General features: G+C 64.4%; 15 protein-coding genes. 8 read left to right on the top strand and 7 right to left on the bottom strand.

The features are described from left to right. The first annotated feature begins 6 nt into the window (after positions 1–6). From smc to ligA, 3 genes are read left to right on the top strand one after another with little or no spacing between them, the layout of a single operon-like run. Entirely contained in the window at positions 7–3540 is a 3534-nt protein-coding gene (smc, locus tag HV753_RS20760) for a chromosome segregation protein SMC (protein ID WP_175176479.1), read from the top strand. Between the two features lie 46 nt (positions 3541–3586). Continuing rightward, complete coding sequence (locus HV753_RS20755; protein WP_175176478.1) at positions 3587–4666, top strand: cell division protein ZipA C-terminal FtsZ-binding domain-containing protein; 1080 nt, start codon at positions 3587–3589, stop codon at positions 4664–4666. Beyond that, a complete protein-coding gene (gene ligA, locus HV753_RS20750; protein ID WP_175176477.1) occupies positions 4666–6768 on the top strand; it encodes an NAD-dependent DNA ligase LigA in 2103 nt (700 codons plus the stop codon). The genes HV753_RS20755 and ligA overlap by 1 nt, the downstream gene beginning before the upstream one ends. A gap of 59 nt (positions 6769–6827) precedes the next feature. On the opposite strand, the gene HV753_RS20745 is transcribed toward ligA, so the two are convergent. From HV753_RS20745 to msrB, 7 genes are all read right to left on the bottom strand, one after another. Continuing rightward, positions 6828–9266 (bottom strand): TonB-dependent siderophore receptor, encoded by a 2439-nt coding sequence (locus HV753_RS20745; protein WP_175176476.1) that lies wholly within the window; start codon positions 9264–9266, stop codon positions 6828–6830. 86 nt (positions 9267–9352) lie between these two features. Next, on the bottom strand, positions 9353–10351 hold the full coding sequence (locus tag HV753_RS20740) for a FecR family protein (RefSeq protein WP_175176475.1): 999 nt from the start codon (positions 10349–10351) through the stop codon (positions 9353–9355). Continuing rightward, positions 10348–10887, bottom strand: coding sequence for a sigma-70 family RNA polymerase sigma factor (locus HV753_RS20735; protein ID WP_175176474.1), 540 nt, complete (start codon positions 10885–10887; stop codon positions 10348–10350). The genes HV753_RS20740 and HV753_RS20735 overlap by 4 nt, the downstream gene beginning before the upstream one ends. A 135-nt stretch (positions 10888–11022) precedes the next feature. Beyond that, a complete protein-coding gene (locus HV753_RS20730; RefSeq protein ID WP_175176473.1) occupies positions 11023–11799 on the bottom strand; it encodes a peptidylprolyl isomerase in 777 nt (258 codons plus the stop codon). 17 nt (positions 11800–11816) lie between these two features. After that, the gene (locus HV753_RS20725) at positions 11817–12086 is read right to left on the bottom strand and encodes a BolA family protein (RefSeq protein WP_054424111.1); all 270 of its coding nucleotides are present in this window, start codon (positions 12084–12086) and stop codon (positions 11817–11819) included. A 71-nt stretch (positions 12087–12157) separates the two neighbouring features. Further along, positions 12158–12733 carry a septation protein A gene (locus HV753_RS20720; protein ID WP_175176472.1) on the bottom strand — a complete coding sequence of 192 codons (576 nt, stop codon included), beginning with the start codon at positions 12731–12733 and terminating at the stop codon, positions 12158–12160. Continuing rightward, entirely contained in the window at positions 12733–13131 is a 399-nt protein-coding gene (msrB, locus tag HV753_RS20715) for a peptide-methionine (R)-S-oxide reductase MsrB (RefSeq protein WP_175176471.1), read from the bottom strand. The genes HV753_RS20720 and msrB overlap by 1 nt, the downstream gene beginning before the upstream one ends. Positions 13132–13183: 52 nt before the next feature. Between msrB and HV753_RS20710 the strand changes: the two genes are divergently transcribed. The 5 genes from HV753_RS20710 (at position 13184) to HV753_RS20690 (ending at position 17650) form a co-directional block, all read left to right on the top strand. Beyond that, a complete protein-coding gene (locus tag HV753_RS20710; protein ID WP_175176470.1) occupies positions 13184–13861 on the top strand; it encodes an energy-coupling factor ABC transporter ATP-binding protein in 678 nt (225 codons plus the stop codon). Further along, positions 13858–14454, top strand: coding sequence for an energy-coupling factor transporter transmembrane component T family protein (locus HV753_RS20705; RefSeq protein WP_175176469.1), 597 nt, complete (start codon positions 13858–13860; stop codon positions 14452–14454). Before HV753_RS20710 ends, HV753_RS20705 begins: the two co-directional genes overlap by 4 nt. 39 nt (positions 14455–14493) lie before the next feature. After that, positions 14494–15051, top strand: coding sequence for a biotin transporter BioY (locus HV753_RS20700; RefSeq protein WP_175176468.1), 558 nt, complete (start codon positions 14494–14496; stop codon positions 15049–15051). A gap of 252 nt (positions 15052–15303) precedes the next feature. Further along, the gene (locus HV753_RS20695) at positions 15304–16467 is read left to right on the top strand and encodes an ABC transporter substrate-binding protein (protein ID WP_175176467.1); all 1164 of its coding nucleotides are present in this window, start codon (positions 15304–15306) and stop codon (positions 16465–16467) included. A gap of 145 nt (positions 16468–16612) precedes the next feature. Next, positions 16613–17650, top strand: coding sequence for a branched-chain amino acid ABC transporter permease (locus HV753_RS20690; protein ID WP_175176466.1), 1038 nt, complete (start codon positions 16613–16615; stop codon positions 17648–17650).

The following is a 17650-nucleotide window of genomic DNA, read 5'->3' as shown; positions in this document are numbered from 1 at the left end:
CGTACTGTGCGTCTCACTCAGCTAAAACTCGCCGGCTTCAAGTCCTTCGTTGATCCCACCGTGATCCCCGTGCCCAGCCAATTGGTCGGCGTGGTGGGTCCCAACGGCTGTGGAAAATCGAACATCATTGACGCAGTACGCTGGGTGCTGGGTGAGGCCAAGGCCTCCGAGTTGCGCGGCGAGTCCATGCAGGACGTCATTTTCAACGGCTCTGGCAACCGCAAGCCGGCCGCCCGGGCATCCGTGGAAATGGTGTTCGACAACAGCGAAGGGCGTGCCGCCGGCCAATGGAGCACCTACGCTGAAATCGCCGTGCGCCGCGTGCTGACGCGCGATGGCACCAGCAGCTATTTCGTCAATAACCAGCAAGTCCGCCGCCGCGACATCCACGACATCTTCCTGGGCACCGGCCTGGGCGCGCGTGGTTACGCCATCATCGGGCAGGGCATGATCAACCGCCTGATCGAGGCGCGTCCCGAAGAACTGCGGGTATTCCTGGAAGAAGCGGCCGGCGTGTCGCGCTACAAGGAACGCCGCCGCGAAACCGAAAACCGCTTGTCCGACACGCGCGAGAACCTGACCCGCGTCGAAGACATCCTGCGGGAATTGAACAGCCAGCTGGAAAAGCTGGAAGCGCAGGCCGAAGTGGCCACGCGCTACCGCGAACTTCAGGCTGACGGCGAAAAGAAGCAGCATGCGCTGTGGTTCCTGAAGGAAACCGGGGCGCGCGAAGAGCGCGCCAAGAAAGTCCAGGAAATGGCGCAGGCCCAGAATGAACTGGAAGCCGCCATTGCCGGGCTGCGAGCGGGCGAAGCCGCGCTGGAATCCCGGCGCCAGGCCCACTACGCCGCCAGCGATGCCGTCCACACCTCCCAGGGCGCGCTGTACGAAGCCAACGCCCAGGTCAGCCGCCTGGAAGCCGAAATCCGCCACGTGGTGGATTCCCGCAACCGCTTGCAGTCGCGCCGCGACCAGTTGCAGCAGCAGATCGCGGAATGGACGAGCCAGCGCGAACACTGCACCGAACAGATCGCCCAGGCCGAGGATGACCTGGCCACCGCTGCCGCCCGCACCGAAGAGGCGCGTGCCACCGCCGAGGATGCCCAGGCGGGCCTGCCCTCGGTTGAGCAACGTGTGCGCGAAGCCGCTTCGGGCCGCGACGAAATGCGCGCCGCCCTGGCTCGTGTTGAACAGAACCTGGCGCTGGTTGCCCAAACCCAGCGCGACGCCGATCGCCAGATGCAGGTCCTGGAGCAGCGCCGCGAGCGTTTGCAGCAGGAACTGCGCGAATTGCACGCGCCGGACCCGGTGCGCCTGGAGCAACTGGCCGGCGACCGTCTGGCGGGCGAAGACCAGCTGGAAGAAGCCCAGGAAGAACTGGCCACGCTGGAAGGCCGCGTGCCGGAAGCGGACGCCGAGCGCAGCCGCGCCCAGGCCGCCGCCCAGACCGATGCGCAGAACCTGGCACGCCTGGAAGCCCGCCTGTCGGCGCTCGTGAAGTTGCAGGAAGACGTGCAGAAGCAGGGCGCGCTTGAGCCCTGGCTGGCCAAGCATGAACTGGCCGGCCTGTCGCGCCTGTGGCAGAAGCTGCATGTGGAGCCGGGCTGGGAAACCGCCCTGGAATCCGCGCTGCGCGAGCGCATGGCGTCGATGGAAGTGCGCAACCTGGACTGGGCCCGCGCCTTCGCCGAAGATGCGCCGCCTGCCCGCCTGGCGTTCTACCAATTGCCGGTCGCGGCCCCGGTGCCTCCCGCGCCTGCCGGGCTGACGCCGCTGGCCAGCCTGCTGCGCATCACCGATCCCGACCTGCGCACGCTCTTGAACGAATGGCTGGCGGGCATCTATACCGCCACCGACGTGACGCAGGCCCTGGCCATGCGCGCCACCTTGCCCGCGGGCAGCGCCTGCGTGGTCAAGGCCGGCCATCTGATCGACGCGCACAGCGTGCGGTTTTACGCGCCGGACTCCGAGCAGGCTGGCCTGTTGGCCCGCCAGCAAGAAATTGAAAACCTGCAACGCGAGATCAAGGCGCAGCAACTGATCGCCGATCAGGCGCGCGCTGGCGTCGCCCGCGCCGAAGCTGCATGGCAGCAGGTGTCCCAGGCCATCGCCCCGGCGCGCACGCGCGTGGCCGAGGTCACGCGCCGGGTGCACGACATCCAGCTGGAACACTCGCGCTTGCAGCAGCAGGCGGAGCAATCCGGCGAACGCGCATCGCGCTTGCGCCAGGACCTGGAAGAAATCAAGGTCCAGGAAGAAGACCTGCGAGCCACCCGCGAAGAGGCTGAAGCCCGCTTCGAGACCCTGGACGAGGAACTGGCCGAGCATCAATCCCGCTTCGCCGACGCCGAGATCGATGGTGAAACGCTGGCCGCCCAGGCCGAGGCGGCCCGAACCCGCCTGCGCGAGCTGGAGCGCGCCGCCCAGGAAGCCGAGTTCGCTGAACGCGGCATCCAGGTCCGCATCACCGATTTGCAGCGCAACCAGCAACTGGCCGCCGACCAGAGCCAGCGCGGCTCGGTCGAGCTTGAGCAACTGATGGTGGACCTGGCCGAACTGGACGCCTCCGCCTCCCAGGCCGGCTTGCAGGACGCACTGGAATCGCGCGCCGAGCGTGAAGAAGCGCTGTCGCGCGCACGCCAGGAAATGGAAAATCTGGCCGCCTTGCTGCGCGGTGCCGACGAAGACCGGCAGCAGCAAGAGCAAACGCTGGAACCGCGCCGCGCGCGCATCATGGAACTACAGTTGCAGGAACAGGCTGCCCGCCTGGCCGAAGAACAATTCACCGAGCAATTGAATGCCCGGGAAGTCGACCGCGAGGCGCTGGCCCAGGATCTGGCCAACCAGCCGGACGAATGGCGCCGCGCCAGTTGGTTGCAGCAGGAAGTGGGTCGTATCTCGCGCCAGATCGAGTCTCTGGGCTCGGTCAACCTGGCCGCGCTGGACGAACTGAACACCTCGCGCGAACGCAAGGGGTTCCTGGATTCCCAGAACCAGGACTTGATGACCGCCATCGAAACCCTGGAAGACGCCATCCGCAAGATCGACCGCGAAACCCGCGAACTGCTGCAAGAGACGTTCAACATCGTGAACGGTCACTTTGGCGAACTCTTCCCCAAGCTTTTCGGTGGGGGCGAGGCCAAGCTCAGCATGACCGGCGAGGAAATCCTGGACGCTGGCGTGCAGGTGATGGCGCAGCCCCCGGGCAAGCGCAACAGCACGATTCACCTGCTGTCGGGGGGCGAAAAGGCACTGACCGCGACCGCGCTGGTGTTTGCGCTGTTCAAACTGAATCCGGCGCCGTTCTGCCTGCTGGACGAAGTGGACGCGCCGCTGGACGACGCCAACACGGAACGCTATGCGAACCTGGTCGCCAACATGAGCGAACAAACCCAATTCCTGTTCATCTCGCACAACAAGATCGCCATGCAGATGGCAAAGCAACTGATCGGGGTAACCATGCAAGAGCAAGGGGTTTCGCGTATCGTTGCGGTAGATATAGATTCGGCCGTGCAAATGATGGCCTCCGAAGCGGCATAAACCCAATATTTAGAAAGGCGCCGCCCTGTTGGCGCGGGATTTACACATGAGTGATTTGCAGATCGGGCTGATAGCCCTGGGCGTCTTGCTGATACTGCTGGTGCTGGGATTCAACTGGTGGCAGGATCGGCGCGTCCGGCGCAAGATGCAGAGCCATTTCCCCACGTCCGAGCAGGATCCCCTGCTGGGCGGCGCCGCCGCGGCCAGCGGCACGGCGGCAGCGACCGGCGCGGCGGCTTCCCGCCGCGAGCCCGGCATGGGTGGCGATGCGCCTCGCGCGCAGGGCCAGCCGGCGCCGGTGGATGCTGGCAGCGATGCCGACGATACCGAGGAACCGGATCCCGCTTGCGAAGTGGTCATCGAGATCAATTTCGCCGAGCCGGTACGCGGTGCCGACCTGCTGCCTTACATGCAAAGCCTGCGCCACGTGGGCCGCAAGCCCATGCGCGTGTTCGCCGAAACCGACCAGCGCCGCCATCGCGCTCGGGTGCATGCCGGCGAGTCCTATGCATCCATGCAATTGGCGGTGTTGCTGGCCAACCGCAGTGGCCCGCTGACCGCCATTGAATGGTCCCAGGCCTGGGCCCGGGCCCAGGACATGGCCGAACGCTTTGACGCCACGATCGAGGGCCCGGACCAGCAAGCCGTGCTGGAGCAGGGCGCCCGCCTGGATGACACCTGCGCCGCCCTGGATACCCAGGTTGGCCTGACCTTGATGCTGGGCGCCGCCCAGCCTGCCGCTGAAGTTCTGTCCGTGGCCCGTGATACGGGTTTCGTGGCGGACGGCAACCGGTTGGCCTGGCCTGCCGAGAACGGCGTGACCCGCTTCACCTTGTCGCGCGCTGACGGCGCGGCCTTCGATGCCGGCATGGGGGGCGTTGAACGCCTGTACCTGCTGCTGGACGTGCCATGCGCGCCGGCGGATGGCCGCGCCTTTGGCCGCATGGTCGATGTGGGCCGTGACTTGGCCGCCCGCCTGCGCGCCGAACTGGTCGATGACCAAGGCAAGCCGCTTGCCGATGGTTCGGAAACCGTCATCGACGAACGGCTGCAATTGCTGTTCGCTCAGCTCGAACAAGCGGGCTTGCCCGCCGGAAGCGAGCGCGCTCAACGGGTGTTTGCTTAATGAGCAGCGCGCCCGGAGGGGAATCCGCGGCCGAGGCCGCGGCGCGCTTGCGCGCAGAGCTTGAACAGCACAACGTCCGCTATTACGTCTACGACGAACCGTCGGTCTCGGATGCCGAGTACGACGGCTTGATGCGCCAGCTTGAAGCGCTTGAGGCCGAGCACCCCGAATTGGTCACGCCCGAGTCGCCCACGCAACGTGTGGGCGCTGCGCCGGTCTCGGCGTTTGGCAGCGTGCGCCATGCGGTGCCCATGCTGTCGCTGAACAATGCGTTCGACGAAGAAGAGGTTGCGGCGTTCGACCGCCGCGTGACGGACACGTTGCGGGGTGCCGGCCTGTTGGGCCCGGCGCAGCAGGCCGATTATTTCTGTGAACTGAAGCTGGACGGGCTGGCGATCAGCCTGCGCTACGAAGACGGTAGGCTGGTGCAGGCCGCCACGCGCGGCGATGGCCAGACGGGCGAGGACGTCACGTCCAACATCCGCACGATCAAGGCGATTCCCCTGCAACTCAAGGGCGCCGCCCCGAAGGTGCTGGAAGTGCGCGGTGAAGTGCTGATGAACCGCGCCGACTTTGAAAAACTGAACGTGGCTCAGGCCAAGCGCGACGAGAAAGTGTTCGTCAATCCGCGCAATGCTGCGGCCGGCAGCCTGCGCCAGCTGGATCCGCGCATCACGGCCAAGCGCCCGCTGCGCTTCTTCGCCTATGGTTGGGGCGAGGTGCAAGGCTTGCCCGGCAAGCAAAGCGGCCTGTTCGATGAAGCCTCGGCCGGTGCCGGGGAAGCGTCGCAACTGCCCGAAAAATCGCATGGTGCCATGCTCGCGTGGCTGCATGAGCTAGGCCTGCCGGTCAATCTGATGCATAACCATCGCGCGACCGGCGCCGAGGGCCTGATGGCTTTTTACGCCAAGGTCGGCCAGATGCGCGCGACCTTGCCCTACGACATCGACGGCGTGGTCTACAAGGTGGATTCGCTGCCGGCCCAGAAGGTGCTGGGCTTTGTGGCGCGTGCGCCGCGCTTTGCGCTGGCGCACAAGTTTGCCGCCGAAGAGGCCACCACGACCCTGCTGGATATCGAGGTGCAGGTCGGCCGCACCGGTGCAATTACTCCGGTTGCGCGCCTGAAGCCGGTATTCGTGGGCGGCGTGACCGTCACCAATGCCACCTTGCACAACGAAGACGAGATTCGTCGCAAGGACGTGCGCATCGGTGACACGGTCATTGTGCGCCGCGCGGGCGACGTCATTCCTGAAGTGCTGGGCCCCGTGCTGGAAAAACGGCCGGAAGACGCACAGGAATTCGTCATGCCGACGGCTTGTCCGGTCTGCGGGTCGGCCATTGAAAGGTTGGAAGACGAAACCATCGCGCGCTGCACGGGCGGCCTGTTCTGTGGCGCGCAGCGCAAGCAAACCCTATGGCACGCGGCCAGCCGCAAGGCGCTGGATATCGAAGGCCTGGGTGAAAAGCTGGTGGATCAACTGGTCGACAGCGGCCGCGTGAAGACGCTGGCCGATCTGTACAGCCTGCGTCCGCTGGAGTTGGTGGGCCTGGACCGCATGGGCCAGAAGTCTGCCGATAACCTGGTGGCGGCCATCGACAAGGCGCGCGCGCCAGCGCTGAACCGCTTGTTGTACGCGCTGGGCATCCGCCACGTGGGCGAGACCACGGCGCGCGACGTGGCGCGGCATTTCGGCAGCATCGACGCCATCATGGATGCCGATGAGGACGCGCTGTCGTCCGTGCCGGATGTGGGGCCGGTGGTGGCGGCCTCGATCCGCCGCTTCTTCGCCGAGCAGCACAACCGTGACGTGATTGAACAATTGAAGGCGCAGGGCGTGAATCCGGTGGCCGAAGCGGTACCGCAAGGCACGACCTTGGCCGGCAAGACGTTCGTGCTGACGGGCACCTTGCCCAACTGGACGCGCGAAGAGGCGTCAATGCACATCCAGGCGGCGGGCGGCAAGGTCAGCGGCTCGGTGTCGAAGAAGACGGCCTACCTGGTGGCCGGCGAAGAGGCCGGCAGCAAGCTCACCAAGGCCCAGGAACTGGGCGTGACGGTGCTGGACGAAGACGCGCTGAAGGCCTTGTTGGGCATGTCCTAGGCGTGTCCTACCTCCGCGGAAAAAGGTTGCGTGCCCTGAGGCCCGCAACCTTTTTTCGTCTACCAGTGGTAGCTCAGCTTGGCCATGATCGCGCGCTCGATGCCGTAATAGCAGTTCGTCACGCTGTCGCATGCCGCGACGTACTGGCGGTTGAACAGATTGCTGGCGTTCAGCGAAAGCCGGTAGCGGTTCCAGTCGTAGCGCAATGCCGCATCCACCAGCGTATATGCCGGCACCTTGAAGGTGTCGGGAATATCGTTGGTGGAACCCATGTAGCGCACCCCGGCGCCGAACCACAGATTGGCCAGCGGACCTGATCCACCAATACGGTAGTCGGCCCAGACCGAGGCCATATGATCGGCAAGATAGGCCGGCCGTTTGCCCAGATTGACGGCGGTCGCCGCAGCTTTCGTCACTTTGGCATCGTTGTAGGTGTAGGAGGCCATCAGGTTCAGATCGCGCGTGACGGCCCAGGTGCCTTCCAATTCGAGCCCGCGCGAACGGACCTCGCCCGTCTGTACGCTAAACCCGGGGTGCAGGATATCGGCGGTCAGCACATCGGTCTGGCGCAGATCGAAGACCGAGGCCTGCACGAAGCTGTTACCGCCCGCCGGCTGGTACTTCACGCCCAGTTCGACCTGTTTGCCGCGGGTGGGTTTGAAAGGCGAACCGCCAAAATCCGAGCCGCTGGCCGGTTCGAATGACTGGCTGTAGCTGACATAGGGAGCCAGGCCCGTGTCCGACAGGTACACCAAGCCCGCCTTGCCGCTGAATGCGCCGTCGTCGGTGGGCGTGCTTTTGACCGCACCCGTCGACAGGGTCGTTTCGTCGGTGCTGGAGCGCGCCCAGTCAAAACGGCCTGCCAGTTGCAGCACCCATTTTTCATGCAGCTTTAACTGGTCCTGGGCGTACAGGCCGAATTGCCGGCGAGTCTGATTGGTTTCGTTGGATGCCGTGGGCCGCGCTCCGGGGAATGGCGAACCGTAGACCGGGTCAAAGGCGTTGATGGGCGTGACCGCGGCGGTGCGCAGTCCGTACAGACGCTTGAAGCGGGACTCCTGGTAGTCGGCGCCGAACAGCAGGGTCTGCTTGAGGGCGCCATGGTCCAGATTGATCTGTGCCTGGTTATCCAGCGAGAACAACTGGAAACCCTCCTGGCTCAGCAACGAGATGCGCCTGAGGTTTTGCAGCGGCTCGCGCGGCTCTACCCAGCCGCCGTTGGCGCCCAGGCTTTTGTAATCAACCTCCAGGGTGGAATAGCGCAGGTTCTGACGCAGGGTCAGCATGTCGTTGGCACGATGCTCCAGCACATAACCGGCCTGCAGCTTGCGGCGGTCCGTCGCGTCGTAGGTCGGGTCGCCGCTGAAGAAATCGACCGGGATGCGGCCATTGTCAGTGGACCAGAGTGTGCCCTTGGCTGGCAGAAAGTTCGCGGTGTTGCCGGTGCGGTCTTTCTGGTATTGCGCCAGCAGGGTCAATGAGGTGTCCGCATTGGGTTTCCAGGTCAGCGATGGCGCGATCAGTACCCGGTCGTCGTCCACATGGCGGGTTTGCGTTCCGCTCTCGCGGCCCACGGCCGTCAGACGGTATAGCCACTTGCCTTGCGCGCCGATCGGGCCGGTGAAGTCACCCGCCAACTGAGCCCGGTCGAAACTGCCTCCTTGGACCGACAGCTCATGCGCCGCGGCATCCTGCGGGCGCTTGCTGACCTGGTTGACCAGACCGCCGGGCACGTTCTGTCCATACAGCACGGACGAGGGGCCTCGCAGAACTTCAAGGCGCTCCAGGGTGTAGGGGTCGACTTCCCACCCGGCATAGCCGCCCGGGTAGGCCAGTTTCATGCCGTCCAGGTACTGCCCGTTGTTTGACACGTTGAAGCCGCGGATGAAGAACGTGCCGCGCCGAGTGTCATAAATGGGTTCTGTACGCACGCCGGCCGAATATCGCAAGGCTTCGTCGACGCGATTGACGCCCTGGGCCTCCATGACGGCCTGCGAAATCACGCTGATGGATTGCGGGGTTTCGATCAAGGCCGTGTCGGTCTTGGTGGCGGTTGCGCTGCGGCGGGCCACGTAACCCTCGACGGGGCCCCAGGCGTTCTCCGGCCGCCCGGTGACCGTCACAGCGGGCAGGATGCTGACATCGCCCGTTGCGGGTTGCCGGCGCAGGGTGTAGCTATTATTGCCTTCGCCGCGTACGGCTTGCAGACCGGTGCCGGCCAGCAGCGCGCTGAACGCCTGCTCGGGTGTCGCGGCCCCGCGCAGGCCTTGCGTGGATTGACCTTGCGCGAGCGCCGGATCGAACGACAGGGCGAGTCCCGCATGTTGCGCATAGCGGTTCAGGGCTGGCGCAAGCGGGCCCGCAGGGATATCGGCCTGGAGGGCAGCGGCCTGCTGGGCATGGGCGGCGGGCATTGTCGCCGTAACCATCGCCGCGCCAAGCAGTGCGGCAAAAACATGGTGCGTCAGGGCGCGGGTGGAGGATTGCGGGTGACTCATGACGTAGGGTTCCTTTCCCGAAACTGGGCTTCTCATGAGTCATGACGAACCAAAACCAGGAATGGACAGTCGCGATTGAAAAATAATCAGCGCGGCTCGACTACTACCAGCAATGGGGTACAGCGCCGGATGGTCAGCGGCAGGCTCGAGAGCAGTGCTTGCAGGGCGCGGTCGGTATCGTCTAGCGGAAAGACGCCCGATACGCGCAGGCCGGCCAATGCACTGGCGTCATAGGAAATCCGCCCGTTGCGGTAGCGAGCCAATTCGTCCAGCACCGATGCCAGCGGCTGGTTGTCCACGGCCAGGCTCCGGTGTGTCCACGCCTGGGCGGCCTCGGGATCGACGTCTGGCAACCCCGCCACGCCGGCCGGCGACAGGCGCGCGCGCTGGCCGGAGGCAAGCTGCACGCAGGCCGCAGGCGCCGCGGCCGTGCAGGCGCGCACGATGGATTCGGTGACGCTGACATCGGTGTGGCCGGAAGCCAAACGCACGACATAACGTGTGCCCAAGGCCTGTGCGGTGCCGTCCGGCGTCTGTACGATGAAGGGGCGGCCGCTGGCTTCCTTGGCTACTTCCACCAGTATCTCGCCGCGGCGCAGCGCGATCAGGCGCTGGGCGCCGTCGTATTGCACGTCGATGGCGGAATCGGTATTGAGCGTGATGCGGCTGTGGTCGGGTAGTTCGACCACGCGCCATTCGCCCGTGCGGGTGCGATGGTCGGCCAGCAGCCAGGCGGGGGGCGCCACACGCAGGCCGGCCCAGACCGCCGCAGCGGTCACGATGGCGGCCAGCAAGGCGGCCGCTTTGGCGCGGGGGCGGCGTGTCTCGGGCGTTAACGATGCTGCAATGATCTGGCGCGCCGCTACGGGCGAGGTACAGGCAGCCGCCGTGTCGAAACCGCTCCAGACTGCTTCCAGGCGGCGCAAGGCCAGTTCGTGGTCGGGGTGTTCGGCCCGCCAGCGCCGACAGGCATCAAGTTCGGCGCTTGTAGCGTCGCCGCCATGGATCGTGGCGCACCATTGCGCGGCGCGTTCCACAATGGACTGCGCGGGATGCGGGCCGTCGGCGGGTACGGTGGCGGTCATGCGGAGCCCGAGCCGGTTGCCGGCGCGCCAAAGGTGGCGGTGTAGCAATGCACCAGCGCGCTGGCGATGTATTGCTTGACCATGCTGGCCGATATACCCAACTGTTCTGCGATCTGCGCGTGGGTTAGGCCATCGAGCCGGTGCAGCAAGAATGCCGTGCGCGGTTTTTCAGGCAGCGTGTGCAGCAGGGCAGCCAGCGCATCCAGGGCTTGCACGGCCTGGACCAGGGATTCAGAGGATGGCGTGCTGGCTTGCCCGTACAGCGTGGCCCAGCTTTCCAGGCACGCCACCTCGATCTTGCGGCGCCGCGCTCGGTCAACGATCAGGCGTGTCGCGACTGTCGTCAGATAGGCGCGCGGTGTCTGCAACTGCGCGAGTTCGTTGTTGCCCAGCAGGCGGAAGAAGGTATCGTGCGCGCAATCTGCCGCGTCGAAGGCGCAACCCAGTTTGCGCCGCAGCCAGCCCAGCAACCAGCCATGATGCGTGCGGTACAGGTCGCGCAGGGCGTCATGCTGGGCGCGATCAAGAGAGGGCATGGGTCAGTTTGGCTAATAGGTTTGAGAATGGTTCGCAATATTAACAAAAGCTAGCCTCGCCGCCGATCGCGGCAAAACGACAGGGCGAAAAAAAACTGCCCGCATTGGCGGGCAGTTTTCTGGTCTGGCGCAGGCTTACTGAATCTTGGCCTTGTCGCGCAGTTGCTTCTGGTAGTCGGCCAGGGTTTGCTGGCGCAGCATTTCTTCCAGTTGCGGACGCACTTGGTCCAGCGGGGGGAATTCCACCGGGCGGGTGTCGTCAACCATGATGATGTGCCAGCCGAACTGGGTTTGCACCGGCTTGTCGACCAATTGGCCCTTCTTCAGCTGGGTCACGGCTTGCGCGAACGGCTGGACGTAGTTGGTCGGGGGAGCCCAACCCAGATCGCCACCCTTTTCGGCGCTGCCGGGGTCCTTGGAATTCTTCTTGGCCAGGTCGTCGAACTTGCTCTTGTTGCTCTTGATCTGGGCCAGCAGGTCATTGGCCGTCTTCTCGTCTTCGACGAGGATGTGACGGACCTTGTATTCCATCTTGCCAGCCTGTTCCTTCTTGATCTTGTCGTATTCCGCCGTGACCTTGGCGTCCGACACCGGGTTCTTGGCCAGGTAGTCGGCCATCAGCGCGCGGACCAGGATGCCTTGGCGGGCCAGTTCGATTTCGGTCTGAACGTCGGCTTGCTTGGCGATGCCGGTGGATTCGGCGGCTTGCACGAAGATCTGGCGGTTGATCATTTCCTGCTTGACCTGTTCGCGCAGTTGCGGCGAATCGGTCGCGCCTTGGCTGACCAGCAGCTTGACGAATTGATCCAGGTTCTTTTGCGGAATGGCTTTACCGTTGACGGTTGCCACGTTTTGCGCGAAAGCAGGCACGGCGATGACGCAGGCCGCAGCCAGCATGACGATGCGTTTCATGAATATCCTTTGACTTTCTATTTGGGAGCCTGGGCATCTAGCGCAAGCGCATGAATCGGATAGGGGATCAAATCTTGCAAATGATGATACACCAGCCTATGTCGCGCTACGGCGGAGAGCCCTGCAAAGCAAGGCGCGACGATGTGCACGCGATAGTGGCCGGCGCCGTTTTTACTGCCTTCGTGGCCGGCATGCAAATGCGAGTCGTCCAGAATGTCCAAAGTAAGAGGTTCCAGGGCGGCTAGGCGCTCTCGGATCAGGGCGATGCGGTCGGTGGTGTCTGACATGGCGGCAATGTGAAAGTTCCGGCGCGTCCCGCCCGCGGGCGGACGCGCCGATGGTAGGGCCGTCTGGCGGATCAGGGCTTGGTCGGCGGCGTATCGGAGCCGGTGTTTTCGTCAGTTTGAATGTGCTTGCCCAGCCACACCGACTGGCCGATCACGAAGACGACCATCAGGCCCATCAGGCCAAAGGCCTTGAAGCTGACCCATTGCGATTCCGTGAAATGGCCGGAGAACGCCACGAACAGGTTCAGGGCGCCGGCAATCAGGAAGAACGCGGCCCAGACCAGATTCAGCTTGTCCCAGGCGGCATCTGGCAACTGGATCTGCTTGCCCATCAGGTTGCGGATCAGGTTGCGGCCAAGCAGGAAACGGGCAAACAGCAGTGCGCCGCCGAACAGCCAATACAGCACCGTGGGCTTCCATTTGATGAAAACGTCGCTGTGCAGCCAGATCGTGGCACCACCGAAAACCAGGATGACGGTCAGGTTGATCCAGTGCATCGCTTCGGTCGCGCGGCCCGTTGCCTTCAACCAGATGATTTGCAGCACGGCGGCCGCCATCGCGACACCCGTGGCGATGAAAATATCCGTGTACCGGTAGGCGATGAAGAATAGGAACAGCGGAAACAGGTCGAACAGAAACTTCTTCATCAGTCTTCTATGGGTTCAAACGTCATCGACAGGGAGTTGATGCAATAGCGCAGCCCGGTGGGCTCGGGGCCGTCGGGAAAAACGTGGCCCAAGTGCGAATCGCAGACGTTGCACAGCACTTCGGTGCGCACCATGCCGTGACTGACATCGCGCTCTTCGCGCACCAGTTCCGGGTCAAGCGCCTGGAAGTAACTGGGCCAGCCACAGCCGGCATCGAATTTGGTGTCGGATGCGAACAGGGCGGTGCCACAGCCCACGCAGCGGTAGATGCCAGGCGTGGTCGTATTCCAGTAACGCCCGGTGAATGCGCGTTCAGTACCCTTTTCGCGGGTGACCACGTATTCTTCGGGGGAAAGCTGTGCACGCCATTCGGCGTCGGATTTGCGTACTTTTTCCATATAAGCTCTTGGAGTCCCGATGCCCGAAATGGTTCGGGCATAATCCCGCCCCATGTTAATCGAGTTTGACCAGGCGGTAGTATCCACGCCCCAGGCGGAAGTGCTGCGCGGGGTGAGCGTGACCCTGGCTGAACGCCGCATCGGCATCGTCGGCCCCAATGGCGCAGGCAAGAGCACGTTGGCGCGCTTGGTCAACGGCCTGGTGCTGCCCTCCGCGGGGAGCGTGCGGGTGGATGGGCTGGATACCCGGAAAGACCTGAAGGCCGTCCGCCAGCGAGTTGGCTTTGTCTTCCAGAATCCCGAGAATCAGATCGTTTTCCCCATCGTGCGGGAAGACCTGGCGTTTGGCCTGAAGCGCCTGGAACCCGACAAGGCACTGCGCGAATCCCGCATCGAATCCCAATTGGGCGCGTTGGGAGTAGGCCATCTTGCCGACCGCACGAGCCACACCCTGTCGGGCGGCGAGCGTCAGTTGGTGGCCCTGGCCGCCGTGTTGGTGATGGAGCCGGCGCTGATCGTCTTTGACGAACCCACGACCCAACTTGACCTGCGCAATCGCAATCGCGTGCGCAGCGCGATCGCCGCATTGCCTCATGACGCCATTGTCGTCAGCCACGATCTGGAATTGCTGGAGGATTTCGACCGCGTGCTGGTCGTGCGCGATGGCGGCATCGCTGCCGACGACACGCCGGCCGCCGCGCTGCGCTGGTACCGGGAGCACTGCGCATGATGGAGCCGCTATACGTCGCCGGCCAGACGCCGTTGCATCGGCTGCCGGCATGGCTGAAGCTTGCGGCGCTGATCGCGGCGGGGGCGGGACTGTTCATGCTTCGCGACCCGCGCTGGCTGGCTTTGGCGTTCGCCGTGGCTGCGGGGCTGGTCTGGTCCACCGGCGTCGCCGCCGCCGCCGTCTGGCGGCAATTGCAGGGGCTGATCTGGGTGCTGTTGGCTGTCGCGCTGTTCACGGGCGGCTTTCAGGGCTGGGTCGAGGCGCTTGCCGTGGTGCTGCGCGTGGGGGCCATGGTGGGGCTGGCGCTGGCGGTCACGCTGTCGACCCGTACCTCGGACCTGATCGGCGTGTGCGAGCGCGCGCTGATACCGTTTGAACGCATCGGCTTGGTGGACGCCAGCAAGGTGGCGCTGGCGTTGGCGTTGGCCCTGCGCTTTATTCCAGAGATTTGGCGCAATTTCCAAGAGATCCGCGAAGCACAGGCTGCGCGTGGCCTGGGTGCCCATCCCATCGCCCTGATCGTGCCCTTGATCGTGCTGACGTTGAAGCGCGCCCAGGAAGTGGCCGAAGCCATCGACGCGCGCAGCCCCTGATGGCGGCGTGCACTGTCTTGATTCCGTAGAGGGGAAACCATGAAATCCAATAACACCGTGCTGATTGCACTGTTCGCGGCGCTGATTGTCGTTTTGAGCCTGATGCCGCCGATTCCGCTGCCCGGCATTCCCGTGCCGATCACCTTGCAGACGCTGGGCGCCATGCTGGCCGGCGCGATGCTGGGGCCAACGCGCGGCGCGCTGGCCTGCCTGCTGTATCTGGTGCTGGCGGCGATCGGTCTGCCCGTGCTGCCGGGCGGCCGGGGTGGCTTGGGTGCGTTCCTGGGCCCCACCGGTGGGTTCCTGGTCGGGCTGGTGGCGGGTGCCTTCGTGACGGGGTGGCTGGCTCGCCGTCTGGCGGGCCGCGCCACCAGTACCTGGATGGGCTTGGCGGGGTATGTGGCGGCGTGCGTCGTGGGCGGCATTGCCGTGGTTTACGCCTTCGGCGTGCCGTGGCTGGCGTCGGTGACCAAGATGGGGCTGCCCAAGGCGGCGATGGCGGTCGCGGTGTTCTTGCCTGGCGATCTGGTCAAGGCCGTGGTGGCTGCCTGGGTGGCGTCGCGGGTTGAACGTGTCTGGCCGATGCTGGGCCGATGAGCCCCCGCGGGCGCGGCAACTGGGCACAGGGAATCCCCCTACTGACGCGCCGAAAGCTTTTCAAGTACAAGTTCGCCATTAACGAATGCGTTTGCTAAATCAAGGTTTCGGTAGCACATCAGGGATTTACCGTAGTTGCGCGAAGTCATCTGATACGGTTTTGACCATATAATATTTTTTTCTGTATAACTTTAACTAGGCTCGCTTCGCCTCAATCGAGGCACATAAGAGCCACCACAGGAGACAAAAAATATGCGCAAGCACTTCGGCTTGTCTGCGGCCGCGGCCGCTGTAGCCCTGACTCTGCCGCTCCTGGCGAGCGCGCAGGTCAAGGTGGGCGTGACGGTATCCAGCACCGGCCCCGCCGCGTCGCTGGGCATCCCCGAGCGCAACACCGTGGCATTGCTGCCCAAGGAAGTGGCCGGCCAGAAGATTGAATGGATCGTCCTGGATGACGCCACCGACACGACGCAAGCCGTCAAGAACTCGCGCAAGCTGGCCTCGGACGACAAAGTTGATGTGCTGATCGGCACGTCCGTGACGCCGGGCTCGCTGGCCATGGTGGACGTGGCCGCCGAAGCCAAGGTGCCGATGATCAGCGTGGCCGCCAGCGCCAAGATCGTCGAACCCGTGGACGACAAGCGCCGCTGGGTGTTCAAGACCCCGCAGAACGACGCACTGATGGCGGGTGCGCTGGCCGACGCCATGGCCAAGTCCAAAGTCAAGACGCTGGGCTTCATCGGCTTTGCCGACGCCTACGGCGACGGTTGGCTGGACGTGATGCAGAAGGCCGCCAAGGCCAAGGGCATCGAGATCGTCGCCATCGAAAAATACAGCCGCACCGATACCAGCGTGACGGGTCAGGTCTTGAAGCTGGTCGGCGCAAAGCCGGACGCCATCCTGATCGCGGGCGCCGGCACCCCGTCGGCGCTGCCGCAAAAGGAACTGAAGGCCCGCAACTACGGCGGCACCATCTATCAGACCCACGGCGCCGCCAACAACGACGTGCTGCGCGTCTGCGGCAAGGATTGCGACGGCATGCTCCTGCCGGCCGGCCCGCTGCTGGTCGCGGCGCAGTTGCCTGATTCCAACCCGGTCAAGAAGTCGGCCCTGGCTTACGTCGAGACCTACGAGAAGGCCAATGGCGCCGGCTCGACCAACACCTTCGGCGGCCACATGTGGGACGCCGGCCAATTGGTCGTGGCCGCATTGCCCGTGGCACTGAAGACCGGTGCCAAGCCCGGCACGCCGGAGTTCCGGGCCGCCATGCGCGATGCGCTGGAAGGCGTGAAGGATCTGGCCGCGTCGCAAGGCGTGTTCAACATGTCGCCCACCGACCACGCCGGCTTTGACGAGCGTTCGCGCGTCATCGTCAAGGTCGAAGGCGGCAAGTGGGTCTATCAGCCCGGCTTGTAATTCCCCAGGATTGCCCGATCCACGGGTGTGTCACGCGGGGCGGCGCCAGTCTCTGACGTCCGCTCTGCGGCACCCGAGCAATGCTTCGCACCGGCCTCTCCGGCCGGTGTGTCGTATCAGCAAGAAATCACAAGGTAGTTGTTAGATGGATTCCTCAATTGCGCTGATCCTGCTGCAAGACGGTGTCGTCAACGGCGCTATCTATGCCCTTCTGGGCATGGCTCTGGTGCTGGTTTTCGCCGTTACGCGCGTCATTTTCATTCCCCAGGGCGAGTTCGTGGCGTTTGGCGCCTTGACCCTGGCCATGCTGGTGGATGGCAAGGTGCCCGGCACCGCCTATCTGCTGCCGCTGTTGGGCGCCGTCTGCCTGCTGCTTGAGCTGCTGCGCGCTGTGCGCACCCGCAGCTACGCCGCGCTGCCCAAATCACTGATTACCTGTGTCGTCCTGCCGCTGGCCCTGCTGTGGCTGACGAAGAGCTACATCGGCCCCGACAACTCGCTGTGGCTGAATATGCTGCTGACGCTGTTGCTGGTGATCCCGATGGGCCCGATGGTCTACCGCATCGTGTACCAACCCCTGGCTGAAGCGACCGTGCTGGTGCTGCTGATCGTGTCGGTTGCGGTGCACTTCGCGCTGACCGGCCTGGCGCTGGTGTTCTTCGGTGCGGAAGGCTGGCGCACGCCGCCGTTCGTCAGCGGTCAAGTCGACCTGGGTTTCATGACCTGGTCCGCGCAAAGCCTGTTCGTGGTCGCAACGTGCGCGCTGCTGATCGTTGCCCTGTGGCTGTTCTTCGGCAAGACGCTGTACGGCCGCGCATTGCGCGCCACCGCCGTCAACCGCCGCGGCGCGCGGCTGGTCGGCATCAGCACCACGATGTCCGGCAGCCTGACGTTCACGTTGGCCACTGCGATCGGCGCCATGTCCGGCATGTTGATCGCGCCGATCACCACCGTCTACTACGACACCGGCTTCCTGATCGGCCTGAAGGGCTTCGTGGGCGCCATCATCGGCGGCCTGGCCAGCTATCCCGTTGCCGCGGCAGGCTCGCTGCTGGTGGGCGTGCTGGAATCCTTTTCCTCCTTCTGGGCCAGCGCCTATAAGGAAGTGATCGTCTTCACCTTGATTATCCCGGTTCTGGTCTGGCGTTCGTTCAGCACCCATCACGTGGACGAAGAGGAATAA

This window comes from Achromobacter pestifer (genome assembly GCF_902859625.1).
Taxonomy (GTDB): domain Bacteria; phylum Pseudomonadota; class Gammaproteobacteria; order Burkholderiales; family Burkholderiaceae_B; genus Achromobacter; species Achromobacter pestifer.
This window is presented reverse-complemented; position numbering and strand designations above follow the sequence as displayed.

Excerpts from the sequence above, each read along its gene's own strand:
- HV753_RS20735 (WP_175176474.1), bottom strand. The coding sequence starts at position 10,887 with ATGCCCTCTCTTGATCGCGCCCAGCATGACGCCCTGCGCGACCTGTAC.
- HV753_RS20710 (WP_175176470.1), top strand. The coding sequence starts at position 13,184 with ATGTTAATCGAGTTTGACCAGGCGGTAGTATCCACGCCCCAGGCGGAA.
- HV753_RS20690 (WP_175176466.1), top strand. The coding sequence starts at position 16,613 with ATGGATTCCTCAATTGCGCTGATCCTGCTGCAAGACGGTGTCGTCAAC.
- msrB (WP_175176471.1), bottom strand. The coding sequence starts at position 13,131 with ATGGAAAAAGTACGCAAATCCGACGCCGAATGGCGTGCACAGCTTTCC.
- HV753_RS20745 (WP_175176476.1), bottom strand. The coding sequence starts at position 9,266 with ATGAGTCACCCGCAATCCTCCACCCGCGCCCTGACGCACCATGTTTTT.
- HV753_RS20695 (WP_175176467.1), top strand. The coding sequence starts at position 15,304 with ATGCGCAAGCACTTCGGCTTGTCTGCGGCCGCGGCCGCTGTAGCCCTG.
- ligA (WP_175176477.1), top strand. The coding sequence starts at position 4,666 with ATGAGCAGCGCGCCCGGAGGGGAATCCGCGGCCGAGGCCGCGGCGCGC.
- HV753_RS20720 (WP_175176472.1), bottom strand. The coding sequence starts at position 12,733 with ATGAAGAAGTTTCTGTTCGACCTGTTTCCGCTGTTCCTATTCTTCATC.
- HV753_RS20740 (WP_175176475.1), bottom strand. The coding sequence starts at position 10,351 with ATGACCGCCACCGTACCCGCCGACGGCCCGCATCCCGCGCAGTCCATT.
- HV753_RS20725 (WP_054424111.1), bottom strand. The coding sequence starts at position 12,086 with ATGTCAGACACCACCGACCGCATCGCCCTGATCCGAGAGCGCCTAGCC.
- HV753_RS20730 (WP_175176473.1), bottom strand. The coding sequence starts at position 11,799 with ATGAAACGCATCGTCATGCTGGCTGCGGCCTGCGTCATCGCCGTGCCT.
- HV753_RS20755 (WP_175176478.1), top strand. The coding sequence starts at position 3,587 with ATGAGTGATTTGCAGATCGGGCTGATAGCCCTGGGCGTCTTGCTGATA.
- HV753_RS20700 (WP_175176468.1), top strand. The coding sequence starts at position 14,494 with ATGAAATCCAATAACACCGTGCTGATTGCACTGTTCGCGGCGCTGATT.
- HV753_RS20705 (WP_175176469.1), top strand. The coding sequence starts at position 13,858 with ATGATGGAGCCGCTATACGTCGCCGGCCAGACGCCGTTGCATCGGCTG.